Raw genomic sequence first — 24,835 nt, 5'->3', positions numbered from 1 at the left:
TGGGCCGACAAGGGCTATCGCGGCAATACGGATGTGCCCGCCCACGTCACGATGCACCGACCCGGGCGGCGCAAGCAGAGCCGGGCTGCGCGTCGGGCCATGAACCGACGATCGATGATCGAGGCGGTGATCGGCCACATGAAAAACGATGGGCGTCATCTGGCCAGGAACTGGCTCAAAGGCGCCATGGGTGATGCCATCAATGCCGTCCTGGCCGGCGTCGGCCAAAACATCCGGCTGTTGCTGGCCTTCCTGAGGGCTTTTTATGCCTGGCTGATGTCCGCGCTCAGAGAATCCATAAGGATATCACTACCATTGATCGGCCCGGTTATGGGAGAAAGCTCAACCTAACCAGCTTACAATTTCAAAGAAAAATCGAATTCTTCAAGACCGACTCATTACAAACAATAAAAGCCAGACCCGCGGCCCCCTTGGTTCCGCGGATCAATCGGCCCACCAGTATCCCGGTCCCCACATTTCCCAATTCATAGCGGCATCCTCGTTCATTTCGGCCGCCATTCTTTGATCTTCGGCAATTTTCTGTTGCGCCGCCAGTCGCTGGTAGCGCTGGTAAGCCTCCTCCGGGCCCCAATAAACACATCGGCACGTAGTGGCATCGGCGTAGACGTAATACACCGTGCCGTCCTTCTCGTGAGGCACCAGCTTGTGCTGGGTCAGGGTCTTAACGTGCGCAAGCTTGTCGGGGGTATCGGCGGGTTTTACCTTGAACCCTGCCGCGGCCAGCAACTGCTCGGTGTCCTTCGCCCGATCGGCCTCGAGCGTAGCACACGATGAACAGAGCCCGGCCAGCATCGCAACGGCCAAGACTCTGGAAAAATTACGCGGGTTGAAAATACGGTTCGCATCCATGTTTGAATCACTCCTTTGATAAACAAGTGGCAGACGTTCCTTGCGTGACTTCTTTCCGCCGGGAATAGATCGTAGCTCGTCGAACGAAAGAGCTGAGCCTATCCCTCCGCATGCTTATAACCTTCGTTTCCCGCCGTACTGCTCCCCTAATCCGGTTTTAGACGATTTTTGCGTGTCCGAAATCCGAAACGTTTGTTCGTAATACTCCCTAGCAACTGGAGGAGTCCCCCGGCTTACTAATTATTAATATCGGTCCGAGGCTTTCTTCGACCCGACGTGGTTCAAAGGAGGAACCCTATGCGTAGCAAAATGCTCATCGGTCTGCTGATTCCATGGCTGGGCCTGAACGGGGCGCTAGCCGCGGAAGCGTCTCAATATGCTCAGGCCGGGATTTCAGGAAAGGACGAGAAGGGGCGCGTGTTCACGAAGGAAGATCACGTGAAGGAAGCCTGGAAACACGCGGAAGCGGCGGTCATGGCCGGTGAGAAGGGCAATGCCAAAGGCGTGGGCGAGCACGCAAAACTCGCGAGGACGTATGTGGAAGCCGCCTTGACGCAATCCACATTCGACGAGCATCTGACGGCGGCGATGAAAAGCCTGGATCGCGCCATTGAACAAAGCGACGCGGGCCATGCCGATATGGCGCGACAAGCGGCCCAAGAAGCCATCGATCATCTCAGAGCCAGAAAAAAATAGCCTAGGAACGTTTTCTATTCGCCATCTCTCGATGCAATCCGCCTCGGCGGCTACGATAAAGACCGGAGTAATTCATGGATGCACCGACTCAGGAAGGAAAGAAGCGCTATCGGCCGGACGGCATCTACAAAGGGCCGTTTACGGGCGATCAGAGCTTTTGGGAAGCTTGTACATGCGTTCCGGCATGCCCGGACCCATGTCTGGGGCAATGCGGATGCCAAGCGTGCGAGACCGCGCACGAAGATACCCTGTACTTTGAAGGTGCCAACTGGACCAGCCTCTGACGCCCGCACCGCCCATGATCACGCCCCGTCCGCCAAGCCGCGAACGATGGCGACTCGACGCAAGCGCCCCGACCTCTTGTCTTTGGCTCATCCGCAATCCGCCTCTTGGCATAGCTCCGCAGGCCCACGGCTTCGCTCGGGGATGGTGGACAAAATACCGACGGGTGCAAAACGGTCTGGTGGACCGGAAAACGCTCAAGGAGATCAAAGATGACGGCAATACAGCCTTATGAAAGCGACCGAGTCCGGCGCCATACTCCCCCGGAAATCAATGCGCGCATCGACGACGACATCCGAGCGAGCATCAGCCACTACGCCGGCTCGAGCCGGGAGACACTGACCCGACGCATCGATGCACTGGACCGGGAATGGGACATCGAGCGAATATTGGAAGCCAATGCCGCCAGTTTTTCGCTCGCCGGTTTGGCCTTGTCTCAAGTGCATAGCCGTCGTTGGCTATGGCTTTCGACCGGCGTGGCCGGATTCCTGCTGCAACACGCGCTGCAGGGGTGGTGTCCGCCGGTTTCGGTGTTCCGTCGGCTCGGCATCCGCACCCGGCGCGAGATCGATCGGGAGAAATATGGGCTGAAAGCTCTGCGGGGCGACTTCCAGCCGATCTCCGAAACCCGCATCCGCCAGGCCGACAAGGTGTCGCAGGCTATCGAGGCGTGAGATCCACCCCGGTGCCGTTCCCGAAACGGAGACTGCCATGTCCAAAAGGACGACTTTCGTTTTGGCGGGTCTGCTCATGGGCGGCTCGATCGATCACGCCTCGGCGGAAACCAAGCCCGGGTGGGAATATCCCGCGATCCGGGGCTACGGCAAGGTCCGGCCGTATCCCGATGCGGCGGCGCGGCCTTCGCCGGACCGGACCTACAAGGTGCTGTTCGATATCACCCAAGGCGCCGACACGCCCGAAAAACCGAATTCGGGCCTCGACCACGCGGCTCGGCTGATCAACACCTTCGCCCTGGCCGGTGTGCCGGCGGAGCGTTTAAAGTTGGTTCTGGTGGTGCACGGCTCCGCCACACCGGCAATCCTGAAGGACGAGCGTTACCGCAACCGGTTCGGCAACGGGAATCCCAACACGGAACTGATCCAGGCGCTGAAGAAGGCCGGCGTGACGCTGTACGTTTGCGGCCAGGCCTTGGCGGAAAAGGAATTCGAGCCCCGCGAGGTCAATCCGGACATCACGGTGGCGCTCTCGGCCCTGACCGTGCTACCGCTGTATCAGATGGACGGGTACGCGCTGATTCCGGATTAGCACCGCCACGATCTCACGGATACCTGAAACGATTTCGTTTCGGTACAATTCCCCGAACGCCACGCTTGCCATGGGTAAGCGGCGGAGCAACAGGAACTCCAAGCCATGGCCGAGCAGCGCAGCTTTCTGCCCCGGAGCGAATTTCCCCGTCTCTTGTCCGAACTGGCGACTGTGGGTTACCGGTGCATCGGTCCGCGCGTCAGGGATGGCGCCATCGTTTACGAGCCGATTAAGGGCGTCGAGGATTTTCCGCGGGGCATCCACGACCGGCAGGCGCCGGGCGAATACCGCCTGGAACAAACCGCCGAACCGCGCTTCTTCGCCTGGGCCAACGGCCCGCAGGCCTTACGCCCTTTAACCTTCGCGGGCCGCGACAAGCTCTGGACCGCGGAGCGCGGCACCGACGGGTCCGTCGAATTCACCGGCGAGCCTCCCCAAGCCGAGCCCCTGGCCGTCATCGGTGTCAGAGCCTGCGATCTGGCCGCGCTCTACGTCCACGACCAGCATTTCATGCAGACCGGACATCCCGATCCCTGGTACACGGCACGGCGCCAGAACCTTTTCCTGGTCGCGGTCAATTGCACCCACCCGTCCCTCAACTGCTTTTGCGCCTCGACCGGCGACGGGCCGCGGGCGACCTACGGCTACGATCTGGCGCTTTCCGAATTGGACGAGGGCTTCTTGATCGAGGCGAGAAGTGCCAAGGGCGAGCGGGTGCTCGCCGGGTTGCCGGTTCGGGAAGCAAGCGCCCAGCAGACGGAAACGGCCGATCGGGACATCGAAAGCGCCGCCCAGCGGCAGGTCAAAAGCGTTCCTTCTCGCAATCTCCGCGACGTGCTGTTCGCCCGGCTCGATCATCCCCGCTGGAACGAGGTGGCGCAGCGCTGTCTCTCCTGCACCAACTGTACCCTGGTCTGCCCCACCTGCTTCTGCCACGACGAGACCGAAGTGCCCAGCCTGGACGGCCGCCGCAGCGAGCACTACCGGGAATGGGGCTCCTGTTTCACCCAGAGCCACAGCTATATCCACGGCATCACCATCCGCGCCGATACCCGTACCCGCTACCGGCAATGGCTGACCCACAAGGTGGGCAGTTGGCACGACCAGTTCGGGCGCTCCGGCTGCGTGGGCTGCGGACGCTGTATCACCTGGTGCCCGGTGGGGATCGACATCACGGAGGAACTCGCGGCCATCTGCCGATAAAGCTATTCAATAACCTACTGCGCACCATTATGACTACGTTGCTCAAAGGCTCACCATCCTCATGTACTCGCCTGTACACTCCGGTGGTTCGCCCTTTCGCGCCTTGTCCTGACGGCGCTCGCTACGGTTCTTGAACAGCTTTTTGGAGGCGCGCATGCAAAACCCCTATCTGCCGCGGGAAGCCGAGATCGTCGAGCGCATCGAGGAAGCGCCGACCATCTTCACCCTGCGGCTGCGGTTCACCGATCCGGCCGCCCAGAGCGCCTACGGGTATGCGCCGGGCCAGTTCAACATGATTTACCTGTACGGCATCGGCGAGGTGGCGATATCCATCGTCTCCGACCCGGAACAGAAGGACACGCTCGATCACACCATCCGGGCCGTCGGCCGCGTGACCCGCGCTCTGAACCGGCTTCGGCGGGGCGACCGGATTGGTGTGCGCGGGCCGTATGGGCGCGGCTGGCCTTTGCTGGCGGCGCAAGGCCGCGACGTGGCTTTGATCACCGGGGGCCTGGGCTGCGCGCCGCTGGTCTCGGTCATCCGTTACATCGCCGCCCGGCGCGAGCGGTTTCGACGGCTTTTGATCATGCAGGGGGTGAAGCATTCGGCGGACCTGATCTGGCGGGAGCAGTACGAACGCTGGCAACGCCTTCCGGATACCGACGTGCTGCTGGCCGCCGATGTCGCCGGCTCCGGCTGGCGCTGGCACCACGGCCCGGTCACGGCGCTGTTCGACCGGGCCGACATCGATCCCGCCCGGACCATCGCCTTTCTATGCGGCCCGGAGCCCATGATGCTCGCCGCCATCCACCAACTTGGCCAGCGCGGCGTGGCCGACGGGGACATCTGGCTGAGCATGGAGCGCAACATGCATTGCGGCATCGGCCATTGCGGACACTGCATGATCGGCGCGCCCTTCGTGTGCCGGAACGGCCCGGTGTTTCCGTTTCCCGAATTGAAGGCGCTCCTGGGCATGAGAGGGTTCTGACATGGACAGAAAGCTTCGGGTGGCGGTCCACAAGTTCTCCTCCTGCGACGGCTGCCAGCTTGCCTTTCTCAATGCCGGGGAAGACCTGGTGGAACTGTTCGAGCTGGCGGACGTGGTGCATTTCGGCGAGGCGGGCGTCGTCGATACCTATGCGCCGGCTGACGTGACTTTCATCGAGGGCAGCATCTCCACCCCGGAAGAACAGGAGCGGATTCGCCGTATCCGCGAAAACACGCGCTTTCTAGTACCTATCGGCGCCTGCGCCACCTCGGGCTGCGTGCAGGCGCTGCGCAACTTGGCGGACGCCGGCCAGTGGTTCGCCGACATTTACTCCGATCCTTCGAAGATCGACCACTTGGACACCGCGACGCCCATCGCCGCCAACGTGCCCGTAGACCTGGAGCTGTGGGGCTGCCCGGTCAACACCCGCCAGGTCATGACGGCGCTGCGTTCGCTGCTGCTCGGGGCCGCGCCGCGCGACGAAAACGAGAAGATCTGCATGGAATGCAAGCGCAAGAACATCGTCTGCGTAATGGTGGCCAAAGGGCAGCATTGCATGGGGCCGGTCACCCGCACCGGCTGCGGCGTGCTGTGCCCCGGCATAGGACGCGACTGCTACGGCTGCTACGGCCCGGCGGAGAACATCAACGGAGATTCCTGGGGCCGCTGGTTCCAGACCAAGGGCATGCCCGCCGACCGCATCGCCCGCCGCTTTCTCTACATCAACAGCGATGCGGAAGCTTTTCGCGAGGCCGGCAAACGCTGGCGGGAGAAGCCATGAACGAGCGCCGGGAAATCAAGATCAACGTCCCCGTCCTGGCGCGGGTCGAGGGCGAAGGCGCCCTGGATCTCCACATCCGCGACGGCCGCATCGAAAACCTGAAGTTCCACATCGGCGAACCGCCGCGCCTGTTCGAGAAGTTCCTCGAAGGCCGCGAGGCATTCGAAGTGCCCGACATGGTGGCGCGCATCTGCGGCATCTGTCCGGTGGCCTATCAGATGAGCGCGGTGCAGGCCCTGGAAAGCCTGTTCGGCTGGCGTTCCACGCCCTGGATAGAGGCCATGCGCCGGGCGATGTACTGCGGCGAGTGGATTTCCAGCCATAGCCTGCACATCCATCTGCTGGCCGCGCCGGATTTCTTCGGTTATTCCAGCGCGCCGGAGATGGCGCGGGACTATCCCGACGAGGTCCGCCGCGGCCTCCGCCTGCAAAGCCTAGGCAACGAGCTGATTCGGCTGTTCGGAGCGCGTTCGGTGCATCCGGTGGGCGTGCGGATCGGCGGGTTCTACGCTGCGCCGCCGAAGGACCGGGTGGAAAAGCTGCTGGAGCGGCTGCGGGCCGCCCTGCCCGACGCCGAGAATCTGGTGGCCTGGACCGCAAGCGTCGACGTGCCTCAGGATAAGCTGGATTTCATCAGCGTGGCGCTGCGGCACCCTAACGAATACCCGCTCTATTCCGGCCGTATCGTTTCGGATACCGGGCTCGATATACCCGTCGACCGGTTCGAAGACCACTTCAGGGAGCACCAGGAAGCCCATTCCACGGCGCTGTATTCGTTGTTTGAGGGGCGGCCATATCTCGTGGGACCTTTGGCGCGGCTCAATCTGAATTGGGACCGGCTGCCGGAGCCCGTGCGGCGAAAGCTGGAAAAGACCGGCGTCCCCTTCCCTACCCGCAACGTCTTTCACAGCATGTTGGCGCGGGCCGTGGAGATTCATCTCGCCATCACGGAAGCCATACGGTTGCTGGAAAAATATGAGCCTGAAGTCCCGTTTGTCGCCGGGGAGCACCGTGCCGGAACCGGGTTCGGCTGCAGCGAAGCCCCGCGCGGACTGCTCTGGCATCGCTACGACGTGAGCGAGGACGGGAAAATCCTCAAGGCTCGCATCGTCCCTCCGACCAGCCAAAACCAGGCCCGTATCGCCGAGGACCTGCACCGGTCGATCGAAGCCTTCGGCCTGGACCGCAGCGACGACGAATTGCGGCTGCACGGGGAAAAGGTCATCCGCAACTACGATCCGTGTATTTCCTGCGCCACGCATTTCCTGAAGCTGAAGGTGATTCGCGAATGACGCCGGTCCGCGTCCTGGGGCTGGGTTCGCCGTTCGGCGACGACCGGGCAGGCTGGATTGCGGTGGAGAGCTTGCTTCAATCGGATGGGTTCCGTGCCCTCCCCGACGGGCTCGCATCGGCCGAAATCTGCGACCCGATCGGCAGCAATCTTCTCGACGCCATGCGGGGCGCGGATTTGGCGATCCTGATCGATGCCGCGCAATCCGGAGCGGCGCCGGGTACGGTAAGGCGCCTGGATGCGCAACAGATCGAAGATGGCTCCGAGCCCTACTCCAGCCACGGCTTTGGACTTTCGGCGACCCTGGATCTCGGGCGGGCACTGAACGATCTGCCAAGGGACGTCATCGTATTCCTTATCGAAATTCCGGCTGCGGCCAAGTTCGGAGCGGCCGACGGCTTGAGCGCGCCGGTGGCCGGGGCAATTTCCGGTTTGGTGGCGACCGTCCTGACCGAAATCGTGGACAGCCACGGCGTTTTCTAATTCAGTGTAGCGACCGTGATGGCGGGCACTACACGTCTTAGCCCCGTTAAAGCGCCCCCGAATTTCGCCGTGGCACCGATTTCGCTTATCTTGGTCTAATTATGTGTACGGCGTGACTCCGTTTAACGGTCAGCAAAGGAATGTTACGGAGACGTCGGCGGGCGTATCGGCGGGAAGACGCCTGATTCTTTCAAGGAGGATTGACATGCCATATCGCCGGAAAAGCCCGATTTTTCAACGACGCGGAATCCTGGCCGCACTGCTGCTGTGTGTCTGCCAGATCGCATCCGCCACACGGGTGGATGAGGCGTCTTACCATTACCCCTACAAGAACCCTTACCTCGCCACGGCCACGGTAGCCATCCTGAAAGACCGCGAAGAGCGGTATGTATGGGACGATACCCGCTATTTGGATATCGAGCTGATTCCGAGCCGGAACGATGTTTACCTGCTGGAAGGAAAAGGCAAGCTGCGTGTCCGCTATTCGCCGCAACCGGGACCGGCGCCGCTGATTTTTCTGCTGCCGGGCTTCGGCGGTTCCGCCTATTCGGGTGCGGCCCGTTATGTTGCCCAATTGCTCACGGATCATGGATTCCAGGTGCTGTCGCTGCCCTCCCCGTTTCACTGGAATTTCACCTTGGCGGCCAGCGGCTCAGCCTTGCCGGGCCTCACTGAGCGGGACAGCGAGGACTTGTACCGCGCCATGCAATCAGCCCTGAATATGGTTCGCGAACGGTTTCATCCCGAAATCACCCGCATCGGGCTGATCGGCTTGAGCCACGGCGCATTGTCGGCAGCTTATTTGAGCAAGCTCGACTCGGAACGGAAGAAAATCGGCTTCGACACCACGCTTTTAGTGAATCCTCCCATCGATCTGCCCGGAGCCATCCACACGATAGACCGGCTGGCGGATTTGGAACAGCGCTACACGGCAAAGGAGAGGTCGGACATACAAGCCTATGCCGTCGGCGTCGGCAGCTGGGCACTCAGCCGGGACATCGAGGATGCCGATTACTTCGCCCACTGGGACGAGCGCCTTAGGCTGGGCGACTCGGAAATACGCTATCTGATCGGATGGACTTTGCGTCAGCCCGTGGGAAGCTCGCTTTACGTCAGCGCGCTGGTTCATCCGAGGATGGGAATCCTTCAAACCCCGATTACCTGGGGATATCGCAGCGTACGGCTGGAAGAGGCCCGATCCTTCGACCTCCTGGATTACCTCGAACGGGTTCTCGTGCCGCAACTGGAGCCGACCAGCGGGAGGAAGCTCAGCTTCGATCAACTGGTCCGCGAATCCTCCCTGACGAGCATCGCTTCAGCCTTGCGCGATAATCCGAAGGTTTATCTCATGCACAATGCGGATGATTTTCTGGTATCCGGGGAGGACCTGAAATTCGCCGAACGGATCTTCGGAGGCCGCGCCACCATTTATCCTTGCGGTGGCCATCTCGGCAATCTCTGGTACACGCAAAACCGACAGGACATTCTGGCGATATTGAAGCCGTTGCTGACCGATCTTTCCATGGCCAGGCAAACGGGGGAACGAGATGACCGTATCTCTCATGCCATGGGCGGCTCCGATGACTGAAAGCGTTTTCAACCAGATGCGTCAGACCCACGCACAAAGGGTCGGCCGACAGTGCGCGTTGGGACGGTAGCCCAATTCGACATGCCGTCGTAAGAAACCTGCCCCCTTCCGGACCTCGGTTCGTTATACGCCCACCGGATAGGTCTCCGCGGGTTCTTCGGCTTCCCGCCGGGCGATCCGCTCCAAAGGTTCCGCGGCCCGGCTCCGGTCGTAGTGGAACATGGCATTGAACTGCTCGGTCAGGCGGGGTTCGAAGTAGTGGCTGATGCGCTCGCTCTCGGGGAGATAGATCACGCCGATGGCGCGTTCCAGACGACCTCGGGGTATCAATTTCTCCTTGTACACTCCGGTTCCTGCGTTGCGGCTCCCACGGATGGGAGCCGCCCCTGACGGGCCAACCTTCGGCAATCCAATTCCGCTCCCGGCGGAATTGTCCGGCCTCCCCCGCCTGACGGCAGCCCGCTACGCTTTGCAAACAGGTTCTAAGGGCTCAGTGCCGCTTAGCAAGGTCCTGCGCCATCTGCAAATGCTGCTGAAGCTTGGGCAAAATCTTGCCGGCCCAGTGCTTCAGGTCTTCATCCTGTCCCTGACTGGCTTCGCGTTCGAATTCGGCGACGACTTTCTTGTGGTCCTGGACCATCGCCTTGATGTACTCACGATCGAACTCGTCGCCGCTCAGCCCGGACAGGCGATTCATCAGCTTCTCGTGTTTCTCGTCCAGTTCCTCGGATACCTTTTCGCCCTTGCCCGAGGCCAGCCGCATCAATTCCTTGTTCGCCTGGGTATGATCGTGAATCATGTGCTTCCCGAACTGCTTCACCTCGTCGCGGCTCGCCCGCTCGTTGACCAACTGGCTGAGCTTGACCTCAGCCGTCCCGCCGCGGGCCGCTTCCATCACGAAATGCCGATCCTGTTGGCTCAATGCCTGATGTTGTTGCTTAGTCATGCCCGTCTCCTTCGATTAATTGTCCGTGAATCGAATGCTGAAAGGTCTTGAGAGTCGGAGCGTGCACCGTCCGCACCCAAAACAGCACCGTTTCGATTTGTGACTCCCGCGGTCCCTAACAAGTTCGCTTTTTCCGAGTCATTACCGACCTCGGCTCTCGCGCTCAATCCATCAGCCCACACGGAATTTCGGCCATTGACTTGAACTCAAAAACTTAGAGCCCGCCGTTGCCTCGAAACCAGCCTTTCGTTGCGGAACAAGGATTTTTTTAGCGAATCGATCAATCAGGAAGAGATCGCCATCATGAAAATTCTCGCCGTTCATCCCAGCCCGCTGATGTACACCAAGGTCTTTCTCCGGCTCGAACCCCTGGGCTTGGAGATGGTGGCGGAATCGGCACGCCGGGCAGGTCATGCGGTCCGCCTGATCGATCTCCAGGTCGAGACCCATCGCGATTTCTTTCAGGTGCTGGAAACCTGGCAGCCGGATGTGGTGGCCTTCGCGCTCAATTACTTGGCCAATGTTCCGGAAGTGATCGACCTCGCCAAGGATACCAAGGAGCGCCTGCCGCAGAGCTTCGTCTGCATCGGCGGGCACAGCGCCTCGTTCACGGCCAAGGATTTGCTGGAACATGGCGAGGGCAAGATCGATTGCGTGCTGCGGGGCGAGGGCGAAGCCGGCTTTCCGAAGCTGCTGGAGGCGATCGAACACGACCGCGATTCGGTATGCCGGGTACCGGGCGCCGTCACGCCGGATGGCGAAGGACCGCCGCCCGGTTTCGTGGCCGACCTCGACGATATCAGCCCGGCACGGGATTTAGTACGGCACCGCCGGCGCTATTTCCTCGGCACTCTCGATCCCTGCGCCTCCATCGAGTTCACCCGAGGCTGTCCCTGGGACTGCTCCTTCTGCAGCGCCTGGACCTTCTACGGCCGCAGCTATCGCATCATGAGCCCCGAGAAAATCGTCGAGGACCTGGCCCGCGTCCAGGAGCCCGGCGTCTTCATCGTCGACGACGTGGCGTTCATCCAGGACAAGCACGGGTTCGAAATCGGCGAAGCCATCGCCCGCCGCAGGATCAAGAAGGAGTACTACCTGGAAACCCGGGGCGACGTGTTGCTCCGCAACAAGGAGGTGTTCCGGTTCTGGAAGAAACTGGGGATGAAATACATGTTTCTCGGCGTCGAGGCCATAGACGAGGAAGGCCTCGCCAAATACCGGAAACGGGTGAGCCTCGGCAAGAACTTCGAAGCCCTGGAATTCGCCCGTTCCTTAGGGATCACCGTGGCCATCAATATCATCGCCGACCCGGATTGGGACCGCGAAAGATTTAAAACCATTCGCGAGTGGTGCCTGGAAATCCCCGAAATCGTCAACATCAGCGTCAACACGCCTTACCCCGGCACCGAGACCTGGCATACCGAATCGCGCAAGCTGACCACCCGCGACTATCGTTTGTTCGATATCCAGCACGCCGTGCTGCCAACCCGGCTGCCGCTGCCCGAGTTCTACGCGGAACTGGTGAAGACCCAGCAGGTGCTCAACCTGAAGCACATGGGTTGGGAGTCGCTCAAAGGTACAGCGAAAATCGTGGCCCGGCAGCTACTGCGCGGCCAGACCAATTTCCTCGGAAGCCTTTGGAAGTTCAACAGCGTGTTCAATCCGGAACTGCAACTGGCGGACCACCGGCGGCCGGTGAAATATCCGATGTCCCTGCCGCCGGAACCCACGGCGCAAAAATTCAAGGCGCAGACGCTTTATGTCCACGACATACGGGAGCGGAAGAGCCGCACGCTCGACAAGGCCACCGAGCGCTTCGTCGATGACACCCGAGGGGGCAGCTAGAGGATTTTAGAATTCGCTGTCTGGGCTTGCTATATGGTCCCGTTAGGGTGCGTCCGAGCATCGCCAGCTTGAGCCGGAACAGCCCGCGAGGGGCGAGGCGGACCGAACAAGAGGAAACTGCTTTGGATGGCGTGTAAGCCGTGTCAGTGACAGGATCGAGAAATACCAATAAGAGGGGAACTGGACCGGACATCCTTGCCCGCTGTGATCACCTTCCCGTGACCACAGTGACCCTGCCTTGGTGATCCAGTTCTAGCCTTTTCCATAAACTATTGGGATGCCTTTCCCAAGCGAGTTCCACTTTCCCTTCGCAACATCCTGTGGTCCTGACCGAAATCGTCTTGTTTCGGGCTCACATGCACCGTTTGCGTGGGAGTGGCGCTCATTAAACCCAACCCCAACTCTCTTTGGAATACGCCCAAGTCCGTAGGTAGTCCTTCGTAAGGGCATACCCCGGTATGCGTTACCGCCATCACGTCGAGCCGGGGTCGATGTTCGGTCGCTCTGCGGAAATCCGAAGACGTCATATCCTGTTCGCTTCCGATCGGCTTCATTTGCCATGGGCATGGAGCCAGCGCATGATTTCGGGCCACAGGGTCCGGTGGGCTTCCCGCCCGACCAGCATGCCGACGTGTTGGAGAGAAACCCCGATGTCCCCGCCATACCGGAGTACCGTGGCATCCCGGCTCCGTGCCGCCTGATGGAACGGCAACACCGCTTGTGGCGGGACGACACGGCAATGGGGGTCCACCACGCTGAGGAGGGGCGACTCGACGAGTTCCGGGGCGACTCGATGGCCTCCGATCGAGAGACTCCCCCGCATGAACCGATCCTCGCGGTACAGCCATTCGACAATCTCCCCGAAGAGAGCGGGTGCCATCGGCATTTCGTCACATGCCCAACGCTCCACGGCCAGGTGAGTCCGCAGCGCCCGTGAGTCACTGAGGCTGCGGAGCCCATCCGAGATCCGCAGCCAACCGAAGGTCAGCGGATCGGCTAGAAACGATAACCCGCTGAGCAATGAACCGGCTACAGGATGTCCCGCGGCGGTCGAGATTTGCGCCGGCGGAGCCATGGCGGCCCACCGGTCTATCGGTCCCACATCCGGCCCGAAATGCAGCGGAGCGCCCAAAAGAACCAATCCCCTGACGGAGCCCGGGTGTAGCGCGGCAAAAAAGGTGGCGAAGGTGCCTCCCAGGGAGTGTCCGGCCAGGAACACCGGCCCGTTCCCTTGCTCTTTTCCGATGGCCTCGACGCAATCGACGATCAGGCGATCGGCATAGTCGGCCAGACCGAATTCCGACTCGATGCGGCCTGGACGCTCCCAGTACGCCAGATAAACGGATAAGCCGCTCGCCAAGCCGCGCCGGACCACGCTGGCCCAGGGCACCAGATCCCAAATGTAGGCGCGTTTGATCGGGGCCGGGACGATGAGCAAGACAGGGCCGGCCCCAGACGTGGGACTATAGCTTCTGAGCGTGAGACCGGGCTCGGACATCGCCGTCCGAAACGGCGTCTCCTCCGGCCCGAAGCCGGTCAGATCAAACCACACACCGAGCCCGCGGCGGAACCGGTCGACCGGCTCGAAGAGCGATGCGTTCGGATCCATATCCGAACCCTGCCGGCTCTGAGAATCGTCCATCAAACCATGATTCATGAGCAGCACCTGGAGATATCCGTCACTTCCGATATCGACCGGCGCGTTTCAGAAAAACTCCCCGGTTTTCGAATGGCGGAGAACCTAGTTATCCCGCCAGCCGGAGACCGAACCGTTCATCGCCGGCCTTTTTCATCGGCAGCGTCGGTGCAACTCCCTCCCGGGAGACAAGTCTCATTAATCAGGCACGCGCCCCACTCGGATTAGACTCCGAGTACCGAAAAAAACCGCAGCCATCACTCAGTTATACATACAAGGATGAAGTAGCATGAAAAACGATTACGGGAAAAGCACTGGCAGGCTGGCGGTTCTCAACGGCGCCGTCATTGCCCTGGTGTTACAGGCACCCTCGGTATCCGCGAGAACCCTCGGCCTGGTGGCGGATAACACTGAATCCTCGGTCACGGTATTCGATGCCGACACCGACACGGTGCTGGGGTCGATGACTATAACCCCCGGTTCCATCGGTGACGTGCTGGTTACGCCGGATCAGACCCGGGGTTTTGTGACAAATTTCAATAGCGAAGTCTTTGTCATCGACTTGACCGCATCGCCCCCCCGCCTCGCCGGAGGCATGAACCCGATTCCCATCGCCAACAATGGCGAGGATCTCTCGATCAGCCCCGACGGGAAGTTTCTGGTGGTGTCCAATGGCCGAGATCCCCAACCGATCTCGGTCATCGACATTGCGACTCAGACCGAGATCCACACCTTGTCCGTGGGCTCTAACACCAATTCGATCGATGTCTGCAGCAACGGTTCGGTGCTGGCCACGTCCTCTGACGGGACGGTGCGCCGCCTCACCCTCAGTGGCACGGGCACTTTGACCGACACGGGCGAGAGGCTGTCTCTCGGTGACGAGCCCAATAATGTCTTCTGCGCTCCGGGCGGCACGTCGGGCCTTGTCATCACCACCTTTTCCAGTGAAATGACGTCATTTACGATCCCGGGGCTGGAACGGGTCGACACGCGCGCGTTATCCGCGGGTTTCGGGATTTCGGGTTTGATTAATTCCGCAGGAAACCGGGCCTTCGCCAGGAGTAGCTACGAGGGTTTCTTTGACGTCTTTGATTACAACGCCACGACCGCGGCACTCGGCGCCACGCCGCTGTTGTCCGTTCCGATTTCCAACACTTTCGGATTCTTCGGAATCGATCAAATGGCGCTGCATCCGAACAAGGCCAAATTGTACGTCTCAGAATTCTTTGCCAATGCCTTGAACGTGTATGACGCGAACACGGGCGCCTTATTGACGTCAATCACCGACCCGCACATCGTGGAGCCGACCGGGGTGACTGTCGCGGCGGTAACGGACCCTTGCGCCGGCCCTCCACCTGCCGGAGCGATCGTGGGAACCAACGGCCCCGATGCGCTGCGCGGCACGCCGGGTAACGATGTCATTTTCGGCCTGGACGGTAACGATGCGATCGATGGCCGCGGCGGGGATGATCTGATTTGTGGCGGCCCTGGCAACGATACGCTCAAGGGCGACGCGGGCGATAACCTGATCGATGGCGCCGCTGGCCAGGACTGAGCCTTCTTAGGAAGGTCCCAAATGGTACGGTAAAAGGAAATTCGTAGGATGCGGTGAGCGAAGGGAACCGCATCCTACGGCTCTGTTGGCCTTCGTATGGTTATATCGCGCCGGGCGGGCGGCTGGCCTTAGGCACAAACGAGATCAAATTGATATACCCCACCGCCTGCATCGGCCAAACCCGCCTGACCGGGACTGATTCCTCGACCGGACAAGAATCGCCGAAAAAGAGCACATGCTCTCGACGTTGCTGGGCGACCCTTCTGCGTTATAAGCCAGACACCGGCCGATGCCGAAGACTCCTACTGGCATAAGTTCTTACTACTCCCAGCGGGTCAATAACAGATATATGACGATTGTCATCACAACTACCACAAATGCCAGAATTGCCAGTATGCCTGCCCCACCTGCGAGCAGGATGAATGAGACTTTCCATGCGGCATAGGCATTTGCCATGTTTTCGAATGCAGATAGCATGGCTATAAGCATTGCGAAGATGACAATCCATTTTGCTGTATAACCTGGCAGGTAGACCCGCTTGGACCGGTTGCGACGATAAGCCGCAGCCCGCTCAAAAAAGGAGCCCACATTTACACTCTCAAAGATCCAGAGCGGCCATAAATACAGATAGAGGAGATAGGAGAGAGACTCGTTCCGAACATTCGATGCATTGATATTCATCCTGCGCACCTCCACAATCGTTCAGACTCTCTGCCCCCTAATATATTTCATCCGCTAATCCGCCGGAATCCAAAAAATCCACGACGAAGAGCATGACGGAGCAAAAGTAAAGGGTCAGGCTTTTGTTGTTTGTTTTTCAGGACGAACCGCCGACCGGCTTTCGGTGAACGGAAGGGTTCGAGCGGAAGAAACAGATAAAACGCTGACGCTTTAACTTAGGCAGGTCCCAAAAGGTACGGTGAAAGGAAATTCGTAGGATGCGGTGAGGCACGAACCGCCCTTCGACTCGGCTCAGGACAGGCATCAATCGCGAGCGATGCGCTTTCAATGGCAAACGGGCTTTTAGTCGGCCCCTTCCAATCGCAAACGGTTGCTTTAATCGCAACCCTTCCAATCGCAAACGGTCGCTTTAGTCGCGACCCTTCCTTCGTTACCGCATCCTACGGCCCTGGATAGATGTGTCGCCATGTAGGCAGTCGTCACGACCAAGGGGATGGCCATGATGTTGGTCCCGAGCGTCGCGCCGAGACCGATGGGAGCCACGTCGCGCAGGACACTCGCAGTGGCCATGGCCACTTCCAGGCTGGCGGCTGCAATCCCGGCAAACGCGGCTTCGGCTGCGGATGAGAGGCCCCACTGCTGGCAGAGCTTTTTGAGCGGTTCGGCCAGTTGGTCCGCTCCCCAGTGAGCCGCCCAAACCCCTGCCGCCAACACCGGCAGCCAGATCCAAAGCTCCATTGATGCTTAACGGGGTTCGATCTTGATTGGCCGTGTGCCGCCCATCTGGTCCAGTAAGGCGTTCAATGTGGTCTCCGCCGTCTGGCTGTAGCCGGAAACCGGGGCCGGCAACCCCACTTTTTCGATGTCGACGGTGTCGCGGACCAGGCCCGTGGTATTGCTCGCCTTGAGTGTGTCGAAATAAGAGACCAGTTTGGCTTGAACATCGGCCATGATTCTGTCGCGCTGCTCCTGTGGCAAGTCCCACATGGCTTGCTTGAAGGGCAGCAGCGCCCGCTTGCGGGTGGCGCGGTAAAACGCGTCGTCGCTTAGACCGGGTTGGCGCTCTCCGGGCCATTCACTATTGATCCAGCGGTAGATGTCTTTTTTCAACTCCGGGGAAAACGCCTCATGATCGAAGATCAGGTCCTCGAACGGAGCCACGAGGTGAAGTTCGCTGATATTGTTCCCCGGAAACTGCGGGAATAGCGCTTCAGGGATGAGGGTTATCCCGCTGCGGACGGCCAGACCAAGGCCGTATTCCCGGCGGGCGATCTCACCGATCTCCCGGAGTAACTCGAGATCGACGTCCACTTCGCCCGAGGCTCCGCTCACCAGGACGATGATCTTGGAAAGATCTCTCTTGCCGCCGGGAATGTTAAGGCAATCGAAAAAGCCTTCCATAAAGGCGCGAAACTCATCCGCGGTCAGGTTTCCATCGCCCATCGCCTTGATTTCCGCACCGATATTGATGGAAAGCTCCTCCGGCTCGATCTCGCGGACAAAGGCGACCAGTTCGGCGCACTCCCGGCTGCTTGGCTGCTGCTGTTCCACGAAGCTGGGGCGGGAAAAATCCGCCAAACTCGACGTATCGATATCGATATTGAAAAATCCGGCCGTGATGGCCTCTTCAAGACAATCTTTCAGCTGGCCGATCTCATCGTCCCGGCTGACCTGGTAACTGGCACGACCGATGCGAATGTGGTCGCTTTGGAGAAACACGGCGCGCTGATGTCCCTCCCGAATGGCCGCCGCTAGAATACACGTGGCATATTCGGCCGGCGGCTGGAACCCATAACCGGCAACTTCATCGGTGTAGCCGAAGATGAAGGTGCCTGCCGCGGTCTCTCGAGCCGCACGAAAGCAGGCCCTCGCCACATCATAGTTCAGCGCGTGAAGACTCAGCGCCGGGGTGGTGAAAGCCGGAGCCGCTCCCCGGACTGCCGCCTCATGCACCCCCTGGATGGAAGTCGGATAAATGACCAGCTTGGCGGCGGCTTCCCGGATCAGCCATTGCAGGAAATACCTGAGCTCTTCGGATTCATGGAAGACTGCGTTATAGACCAGCCGGTCGATGCAATTTTCCCGGAGCTTATCGGCATCGACCACGTCGACCTCATTGTCCCTGATTTCGAGAATCCCCCTCAGAGTGCTCTCAATATCGATAGCCGTTTGAAACAGCATGGCTTTACTCCTTTCCATCACGACCTTCTTTTGAGTCCGGCAAGTCCGAAACCCAGTCCGATACCCATTGCGCCCGCCAGCGCCATCCAGGGAACGGGCGGCCTTTGCCGGGGTCTTTTCCAGCCGCCGCGCACGCTGGCGTATTCGGGCATGGGTTCGAAGAGATTGCCCGATGTCGGTGGTATGGTGTGCTCTTGAAAATGCCCTTTTTCAACCACCCGGGCCGCCCATCGGTCGAAGAGCCCGGGCATGAGTCGCTGAGCGACGATCGCCGCCCGGATGTTGCCGCCCACGACCACCTCGCGGCGTGGCGCGAGCGCTGCGGATACGATGGCTTGAGCCACGGTTTCAGGGTCATAGATCGGCCCCATGGGCTTGGCCGCGCGTCCCATGTAATTGCCGCCCTGCTGGAACAAAGGGGTATCGATCGCCGCCGGAAGCACCGAGACGACATGAATGCCGGGAACATTCCAAAGTTCCTGCCGCAGGCAATCGGAGAGCGCGATAATGCCGAATTTGCTGATGACATAAGCGCTGGCGAAGGGCTGGGGCATTTTGCCGACCCCCGAGGAGACATTGATGAGAACGCCCCTCCCCTGCTCCCGGAACCACGGCAGGATGGCCCGCGCGCCCTGAACGTAGCCGAAAAGATTGGTGTCGATCACCCGGCGAAAATCCGCAGGCGGGGTTTCCTCGAAACGGCCGAACAGGGTAACCGCCGCGTTGTTGACCCAAACATCCACCCGCCCGAAGGTTTCGATGGCCCGGCGTGCCAGCGCTTCGATCGCCTGTCCATCGGTCACATCGACCGGCGCGGCCAACGCGCGTCCACCGGCCGCCTCGCAGTCCAGCGCCAATTCTTCGAGGGCCGCTTTACGGCGGGCGGCCACCACCACGGTTCCGCCCTCCTTCGCGAACGCCAAAGCGGTGGCCCGGCCGATGCCACTCGAAGCACCGGTAATCACGGTGACGGTGTCCTCGATCCTGTGCCGCATGGCTACTCCTTTCCGCAATAGGCTTACTAAAGCAGACCCGGCGATATAGCGTAAGTTCTCATGCGACGCCGGCTCCCTGGCGCATCTCGATTGGCCGGCAAGTGGTGCAATTTCTTAATCCCGTTCGAGCGCTCCCGAGCATTGGAGCCCGACGCCGGAATCGTCCGCAGGAGCACGCGATGGATCGCGTGCGGCGACCGAGGCACACGGACGTGCCTTCGGTCGCCCCCGGTGTTGGGCGAAACGCGCAGGATCAGAGCGCTCGCCGGGTGGCCTTTTCTTTGGATACTTTCTTTTGGCCAAGCAAAAGAAAGTATCCCGCGTGCGGGGCGGCTCCCCGCTCTAAAATAAGCGCCGCGCTTAGCGGCACCTTAGTACGATTTTCATCCAGTTAATCCACTATGTGGAAGCGAAAAATGCTCTAGTCCATATTCAAATAGGCCAGCAAAGATCTTTACGCACCCGGTATTTTTTCGGCTGTCGAAGATAAGAGAAGGACCTCAAACATGAACTGGCACAGTCACCCCATAGACCAAATCCTTCAAGAGCTGAAGAGCAAGGCCGAAGGTCTTTCCACCGACGAGGCCCAGCGGCGCCTTAAAGAATACGGTCCCAACGAGATCCGTAAAGGACGGGAAATCTCCCCGCTCAGGATCTTATTGGCCCAGTTCAACGATTTTCTCATCTACCTTCTGCTCGCGGCCGCAATCCTCTCGGTCGGCGTGGGCTTCTTGCCGGGGTCGGACCCGGAATACGCCGAGGCTATCCTCATTCTGGTCATCGTGCTGGCCAACGGGTTGTTCGGCTTCGTTCAGGACTATCGAGCCGAAAAGGCGATGCAATCGCTCCGGGAACTCTCCACGCCACAGGCGCGGGTGCTCAGGGACGGAAAAAAGGTCACGGTGCCGGCGACAGAGCTCGTTCCGGGCGACGTGATCGTGATCGACGCGGGGAACCGGATTCCGGCGGATGCCCGTTTGCTCGAATCCCAGAGCCTGGAGACGATGGAAGCCTCGCTGACCGGGGAAAGCGCGACGGTCTCCAAAGAGGTGGAACCCGTGGATAAAGACGCGCCTTTGGCTCAGCGCAACAATATGCTGTTCATGAACACCGACGCGGTGCGAGGACGGAGCAAGGCGGTGGTGGTGACCACGGGCATGGACACGGAAGTGGGCGCCATCGCCTCGGAGATCGAGAGCGCCGAGCAGCACAGAACGCCGTTCCAGGAGGAAGTCGATCGCCTGGGCAAGCAGATCGGCTACGGCATTCTCGGGCTGATCCTAGTGGTGGCGGCCGTCCAGTATTTTTTTACCGAGACCGGCCTCGTCACCATCATCCTGGTGGCCGTCACCCTGGCCGTGGCCGCCGTGCCGGAAGGCTTGCCCGCCGTGGTGACCCTCGCCCTTGCTCTGGGTTCCCAAAGGATGATCAAGCAGAACGCTCTGGTCCGCCGGCTGTCGGTCGTGGAGAGCCTGGGCTCCGTGGACGTGATCGTAACCGACAAAACGGGCACGCTGACCGAGAACCAGATGACCGTCGAAAGGCTATATTTCTCCGGCCGGACCTACGAGGTTACGGGCGAAGGCACCAAGCCGGAGGGAGAGTTCCGCCAGGATGGCAAATCCGTGACCGCCGAGATACTGGAGCCGCTCCTTAAATGCGGGGCCATCGTCAACGATGCGGAAAAGGCGCCGGAGTCCGGAAAGGCAGACTATTCCGGCGATCCCACGGAAATCGCCCTCCTGGTCGCGGCGGCCAAGGCGGGCATCGAGCCCAAGGTCGAACGCCTGCGCGAAATCCCCTTCTCGTCCGAACGCAAGCGGATGACAGTGATCGCCAAGGAGGAGCCGCCGATGGCGTATATGAAAGGCGCTCCCGAGATGGTGCTGGATCGATGCAGCTCGCTATGGGAGGACGGAGAAGCCAAGCCCCTCGGCGAGGAAGCACGACAAACCATCGTCGACAAGAACAAGGAGTTCGCCGAGAGCGCCTTCCGCGTTTTGGCCTGTGCCCGCAAGGAAGTGCGCGATGTGGAGCGGAACGAGGACGAGATCGAAAGCGGGATGGTATTTCTGGGATTGCAGGCCATGATCGATCCGCCCCGCGCCGAGGTGAAGGAGGCCGTCCAGGACTGCCGGAACGCGGGCATCCGGGTCATCATGGTCACCGGCGACAACCTGGCGACGGCCAAAGCCATCGGCGCGCAGATCGGCTTCAGCCCGGAGGGAGCCACGACCGGAACGGATCTCGAGCGCCTCTCCGAGCAAGAGCTGCAAAAAGTCGCGGAGAGAGCCGAGATCTTTGCCCGCGTGTCGCCCCATCACAAAGTCACGCTATTGAAAGCGCTTCGGGAGCGCAGGCATCGGGTGGCCATGACCGGCGACGGAGTAAACGACGCCCCTGCCCTGCGCAACGCCGACGTCGGGATCGCCATGGGACGGCGCGGGACCGACGTGGCCAAGGAGGCTTCGGACATGGTCCTGCAGGACGACAACTTCGTGACCCTGCGCAACGCCATCGCCGAAGGCCGGGGCATCTTCGACAACATCCGCAAATTCGTCAATTTTTTGCTGTCGGCGAACGCCGGCGAGATCCTGATCGTGTTCCTGGGCGTGTTAGCGGGCGCTGCGCTGTTTCCCCGGCTTTTCGGAGGGCAGAGCGAGGCCTTGATCCTCACGCCGGTGATGCTGTTGTGGATCAACTTGGTCACCGACGGGCTCCCTGCGCTGGCCTTGAGTACCGATCCCAAGATGGAAGGCATCATGAAACAGCCGCCGCGCGGAGCCGGTGAGCCGGTGCTCGATCGGCGCATCATCGCCTCGATTCTCAGCATCGGGCTGATCATGGCCGCGACCGGATTGCCTCTGTTTTTCCACGGCCTGCTGAACACGGGCGAATTGGCTCGGGCGCAGACCCAGCTCTTCACCTTTATCGTTGTCGCCGAGATGATCCGAATCCAGATCATTCGAGCCCGTTACGCGTTGCCGATGCTCTCGAACCGGTGGCTGGTCGCCGCCGTGGCATCGAGCCTGGTTCTACAGGCAGTAGTCCTTTACACACCGGCGAGCGAGCTCTTCGAGGTAGCAGCGCTTGCTTCGGGCGACTGGCAGTGGATCGGCATCGCCTTTACGGCCTTCCTCCTGCTGGGCGTGATGGCGGAAAAGAGTCTTGACTGGATTTATGGCTGGAGGGCCGAGAGAGCGCTGAAGAAAGCGGCCGCCGAAAAGAAAATCGTCCCGGCAGAACGGGAAGAACGATTATTGGCGTTTTACATGCTGAGCCAGGCGATGCTGCAAGCGTATACCGCCAGCTTCGGCAAAGAGGCGGAGGAGAAAAGCGTAGGGGAAGATAAAACGAGCGAGAAATTAGAGGCTTTTCGTCTATTCAGCGAAGCCATGCTGAAAGCCTACGAGCGGACCTTCGATAACAAAGAGGAGGGAAAGCGGCTAGATTCTCAAACGGCCTCTAAGGTGAAAAAGTGATCCGGACTCATGGGAGTAGGTTTATAAACAGCTTCTCAGAACACTGTCCTTGAAGAATTAGACCAAATAGCTGTCACCCGTTTTGATCTACTCGGCCTGTCTCTTTTTCGAACAAGCAAGAAACGATTGATATGGTCCTGAGCTCCCCGGATATTCTCAGTTAATCCGGTCCCGAAACGACGGATGTCCGATTCCGGCGATTTCTGTTCGCAGTCCACTACATTTAGATGTCTAATTCTCTATCGTCGCTCGCCCGAGCGCTTGACGGCGGCTCGCCGCGAGTGCATCGTTCACGCGGAAATCGGTTTGAGTCCGATCCGTCAATGATCTCGCTGTGGCGAGCTTCGATCAGCAACCGTACAACTTGGTTCAAGGAGAGTGCCATGTCAGACCTATCGTTTCAGCCAGGCCGGCGCCAAGCCCTCAAAGCGGCGGCCGCTACCGTGATGACTATTTCGCTGCACGGATTTATGCGGCAGGGACAAGCGCAAGAGCCATCCCCACCGGGCGCACCCAAGCTCTCGCCGGACGATCCCATGGCCAAATCGCTCCACTACGTGGAGGATGCATCCAAGGCTAACCGTCCGGCGAAAGGGGACGTGCCCGGCGAGCAACAATTCTGTCACAACTGCAAATTTCTCCAGGCCGGCCAAGGCGAGTGGCGTCCCTGCAGCATCTTCGGCGGCAAGCTCGTGAACGTCAACGGTTGGTGCAGCTCCTGGCTCAAGGTGGGTTAACCGGCTCCAAAAACCAGCACCGGGGCAAGCCCAGCTTGCCTCTCCGGTGTTGTTAAATTCGCAGACACCTCGATGACTGCCTACTGATGCGAAAGTCGATCAAAGAGCCACGCAGGTCTGGCGCGCATCCTAATTACGCCGCCATACGGGCTGGGCTTCGGTGATTAACCCTGTCTAAATCGACTAAGGAGGTTTCTATGAATGCTAAGCCAATTTCGATTCCAGGAGTGCTGTTGGCAGTGGCTGTCGGCTCGGGCGTCTTGCCTGTGCAGGCAAGAGAAGAGGCCTATCCCCCGGCCTTCTCGCAGGTTGACCAAAACCAGGACGGATACATTTCCGCTAACGAATCCAAGGCGGTGCCCGGTTTATCGGAATACCTGATAACGCTGGACCAAAACGGCGATGGTAAACTCAGCCCCAAGGAATATGAGGACTTGAAGACCTTGGCGCCCAAGGAGGGTGGCGGCCCATCGCCTGCTCCGATTACCCCTCCGGCCCCGGTACCGATGAATCTGTAGGATAGGAAGCGGAGCCGCAACCGCAAGGCTGTTGGCTCACTTTCGCGAGGGCTGCGTTTGCGACGTGCAATGGATCTGATCAGACGGCAGACACAACCGAAAAAATCATGTCAAGACGGGTCGATCGTCGATGAACGTCAACACCTACAACTACGCAGCATTGCCGAAGCTCAGTCCGCGAGTCATGCGCAGCCTTTATGGAGACCGTAGTGTTCACGGGGGTTCAAGCGGCCGGAAAGTCGACCTTTTTCAAGGCGTACTGGGTCGATACCCATATCCGAATCAATCTCGATATGCTGCGCACCCGACATCGGGAGAAGGTGTTGATTGCCGCCTGCCTTCAAGCGAAGCAGCCCTACGTGGTGGAAAATACCAATCTGACCCGAGAAGACCGTGCCCGCTATATCTCCTCGGCCAAGGCAGCTGGGTTTCGCGTGATCGGCTACGCCTTCCACGTCGAACTTGAGGAAGCCTTGGGCCGGAATGCGTTGCGCACGGCGCCTCGTAGGAGGGTTCCGGAAAAGGCCATTCGCGGCGCGTTTAAACGTTGGCAACCTCCGACCTGGGACGAAGGGTTCGATGCGCTGTTCGCCGTGTGGAGTCAAGGCGGCGAATTTCAGGTACAGGCGGTCCCACGTGAAATCGGGCGATCGTGAAAGGCGAACGGACAGCCGCCCTCGATCATTGCTCGGCTTAGGATGAGCAACTAGACTCATCCTCGTGAATTCGGAATATCAGGAGGATTTTTATGTACGTGCCTTTGCAGCCGACTCTCGCGCTGGTGACCGGAATACTGATCTTGCTTGTGCCG

At 60.0% G+C, this 24,835-nt stretch carries 23 protein-coding genes and 1 pseudogene; 16 read left to right on the top strand and 8 right to left on the bottom strand.

Annotation, left to right across the window (positions count from 1 at the left end; genetic code table 11):
- A pseudogene (locus VEB01_RS09030) lies at positions 1 to 351 on the top strand (hypothetical protein); the annotation flags it as partial.
- A 93-nt stretch (positions 352 to 444) separates the two neighbouring features.
- On the opposite strand, the gene VEB01_RS09025 reads toward VEB01_RS09030, so the two are convergent.
- On the bottom strand, positions 445 to 870 hold the full coding sequence (locus VEB01_RS09025) for a hypothetical protein (protein WP_324874720.1): 426 nt from the start codon (positions 868 to 870) through the stop codon (positions 445 to 447).
- Between the two features lie 297 nt (positions 871 to 1,167).
- Here VEB01_RS09025 and smbP point away from each other — a divergent pair, with 297 nt between their 5' ends.
- From smbP to VEB01_RS08980, 9 genes are all read left to right on the top strand, one after another.
- A complete protein-coding gene (gene smbP / locus VEB01_RS09020; protein WP_324874718.1) occupies positions 1,168 to 1,566 on the top strand; it encodes a small metal-binding protein SmbP in 399 nt (132 codons plus the stop codon).
- Positions 1,567 to 2,060: 494 nt separating this feature from the next.
- Entirely contained in the window at positions 2,061 to 2,522 is a 462-nt protein-coding gene (locus VEB01_RS09015; RefSeq protein WP_324874717.1) for a YgaP family membrane protein, read from the top strand.
- A gap of 37 nt (positions 2,523 to 2,559) precedes the next feature.
- A complete protein-coding gene (locus tag VEB01_RS09010; protein ID WP_324874715.1) occupies positions 2,560 to 3,114 on the top strand; it encodes a DsrE family protein in 555 nt (184 codons plus the stop codon).
- Between the two features lie 105 nt (positions 3,115 to 3,219).
- On the top strand, positions 3,220 to 4,317 hold the full coding sequence (locus tag VEB01_RS09005; protein ID WP_324874713.1) for a 4Fe-4S dicluster domain-containing protein: 1,098 nt from the start codon (positions 3,220 to 3,222) through the stop codon (positions 4,315 to 4,317).
- Between the two features lie 154 nt (positions 4,318 to 4,471).
- Positions 4,472 to 5,305 (top strand): FAD/NAD(P)-binding protein, encoded by an 834-nt coding sequence (locus tag VEB01_RS09000; RefSeq protein ID WP_324874711.1) that lies wholly within the window; start codon positions 4,472 to 4,474, stop codon positions 5,303 to 5,305.
- Between the two features lies 1 nt (position 5,306).
- Positions 5,307 to 6,086 carry an NADH-quinone oxidoreductase subunit B family protein gene (locus VEB01_RS08995; RefSeq protein WP_324874709.1) on the top strand — a complete coding sequence of 260 codons (780 nt, stop codon included), beginning with the start codon at positions 5,307 to 5,309 and terminating at the stop codon, positions 6,084 to 6,086.
- Positions 6,083 to 7,378: a Ni/Fe hydrogenase subunit alpha gene (locus VEB01_RS08990; protein ID WP_324874707.1), complete on the top strand. Its 1,296-nt coding sequence runs from the start codon at positions 6,083 to 6,085 to the stop codon at positions 7,376 to 7,378. Before VEB01_RS08995 ends, VEB01_RS08990 begins: the two co-directional genes overlap by 4 nt.
- Entirely contained in the window at positions 7,375 to 7,860 is a 486-nt protein-coding gene (locus VEB01_RS08985) for a hydrogenase maturation protease (RefSeq protein WP_324874705.1), read from the top strand. Before VEB01_RS08990 ends, VEB01_RS08985 begins: the two co-directional genes overlap by 4 nt.
- A 205-nt stretch (positions 7,861 to 8,065) precedes the next feature.
- Positions 8,066 to 9,448 (top strand): alpha/beta hydrolase, encoded by a 1,383-nt coding sequence (locus VEB01_RS08980; RefSeq protein ID WP_324874703.1) that lies wholly within the window; start codon positions 8,066 to 8,068, stop codon positions 9,446 to 9,448.
- Positions 9,449 to 9,571: 123 nt separating this feature from the next.
- Here the strand turns inward: VEB01_RS08980 and VEB01_RS08975 are convergent, their stop codons facing one another.
- A complete protein-coding gene (locus tag VEB01_RS08975) occupies positions 9,572 to 9,793 on the bottom strand; it encodes an erythromycin esterase family protein (RefSeq protein ID WP_324874701.1) in 222 nt (73 codons plus the stop codon).
- Between the two features lie 145 nt (positions 9,794 to 9,938).
- Positions 9,939 to 10,394, bottom strand: coding sequence for a DUF4142 domain-containing protein (locus tag VEB01_RS08970; protein WP_324874699.1), 456 nt, complete (start codon positions 10,392 to 10,394; stop codon positions 9,939 to 9,941).
- 303 nt (positions 10,395 to 10,697) lie between these two features.
- Here VEB01_RS08970 and hpnR point away from each other — a divergent pair, with 303 nt between their 5' ends.
- Positions 10,698 to 12,239, top strand: a complete 1,542-nt coding sequence (gene hpnR, locus VEB01_RS08965; RefSeq protein ID WP_324874698.1) for a hopanoid C-3 methylase HpnR — start codon at positions 10,698 to 10,700, stop codon at positions 12,237 to 12,239.
- 550 nt (positions 12,240 to 12,789) lie between these two features.
- On the opposite strand, the gene VEB01_RS08960 is transcribed toward hpnR, so the two are convergent.
- The gene (locus tag VEB01_RS08960) at positions 12,790 to 13,896 is read right to left on the bottom strand and encodes an alpha/beta fold hydrolase (protein ID WP_324874697.1); all 1,107 of its coding nucleotides are present in this window, start codon (positions 13,894 to 13,896) and stop codon (positions 12,790 to 12,792) included.
- Positions 13,897 to 14,164: 268 nt separating this feature from the next.
- Here VEB01_RS08960 and VEB01_RS08955 point away from each other — a divergent pair, with 268 nt between their 5' ends.
- The gene (locus VEB01_RS08955) at positions 14,165 to 15,430 is read left to right on the top strand and encodes a hypothetical protein (RefSeq protein WP_324874696.1); all 1,266 of its coding nucleotides are present in this window, start codon (positions 14,165 to 14,167) and stop codon (positions 15,428 to 15,430) included.
- Positions 15,431 to 15,751: 321 nt separating this feature from the next.
- Here VEB01_RS08955 and VEB01_RS08950 read toward each other — a convergent pair whose 3' ends face one another.
- From VEB01_RS08950 to VEB01_RS08935, 4 genes are all read right to left on the bottom strand, one after another.
- On the bottom strand, positions 15,752 to 16,111 hold the full coding sequence (locus tag VEB01_RS08950; RefSeq protein WP_324874694.1) for a hypothetical protein: 360 nt from the start codon (positions 16,109 to 16,111) through the stop codon (positions 15,752 to 15,754).
- Positions 16,112 to 16,486: 375 nt separating this feature from the next.
- Complete coding sequence (locus tag VEB01_RS08945) at positions 16,487 to 16,849, bottom strand: hypothetical protein (protein WP_324874692.1); 363 nt, start codon at positions 16,847 to 16,849, stop codon at positions 16,487 to 16,489.
- A 6-nt stretch (positions 16,850 to 16,855) separates the two neighbouring features.
- Positions 16,856 to 18,292, bottom strand: coding sequence for a hypothetical protein (locus tag VEB01_RS08940; RefSeq protein ID WP_324874690.1), 1,437 nt, complete (start codon positions 18,290 to 18,292; stop codon positions 16,856 to 16,858).
- 17 nt (positions 18,293 to 18,309) lie between these two features.
- Positions 18,310 to 19,287 (bottom strand): SDR family oxidoreductase, encoded by a 978-nt coding sequence (locus VEB01_RS08935; protein ID WP_324874688.1) that lies wholly within the window; start codon positions 19,285 to 19,287, stop codon positions 18,310 to 18,312.
- Between the two features lie 506 nt (positions 19,288 to 19,793).
- On the opposite strand from VEB01_RS08935, the gene VEB01_RS08930 reads away from it, so the two are divergent.
- From VEB01_RS08930 to VEB01_RS08915, 4 genes are all read left to right on the top strand, one after another.
- Complete coding sequence (locus VEB01_RS08930) at positions 19,794 to 22,769, top strand: cation-translocating P-type ATPase (RefSeq protein ID WP_324874685.1); 2,976 nt, start codon at positions 19,794 to 19,796, stop codon at positions 22,767 to 22,769.
- Positions 22,770 to 23,152: 383 nt separating this feature from the next.
- Entirely contained in the window at positions 23,153 to 23,506 is a 354-nt protein-coding gene (locus VEB01_RS08925) for a high-potential iron-sulfur protein (protein ID WP_324874684.1), read from the top strand.
- Between the two features lie 197 nt (positions 23,507 to 23,703).
- Entirely contained in the window at positions 23,704 to 24,024 is a 321-nt protein-coding gene (locus tag VEB01_RS08920) for an EF-hand domain-containing protein (protein WP_324874683.1), read from the top strand.
- Positions 24,025 to 24,221: 197 nt separating this feature from the next.
- Positions 24,222 to 24,680, top strand: coding sequence for an AAA family ATPase (locus VEB01_RS08915; RefSeq protein ID WP_324874682.1), 459 nt, complete (start codon positions 24,222 to 24,224; stop codon positions 24,678 to 24,680).
- Positions 24,681 to 24,835 lie beyond the last annotated feature (155 nt).

It is taken from the genome of Methylocaldum sp., from assembly GCF_035627495.1.
Lineage (GTDB): Bacteria > Pseudomonadota > Gammaproteobacteria > Methylococcales > Methylococcaceae > Methylocaldum.
This window is presented reverse-complemented; position numbering and strand designations above follow the sequence as displayed.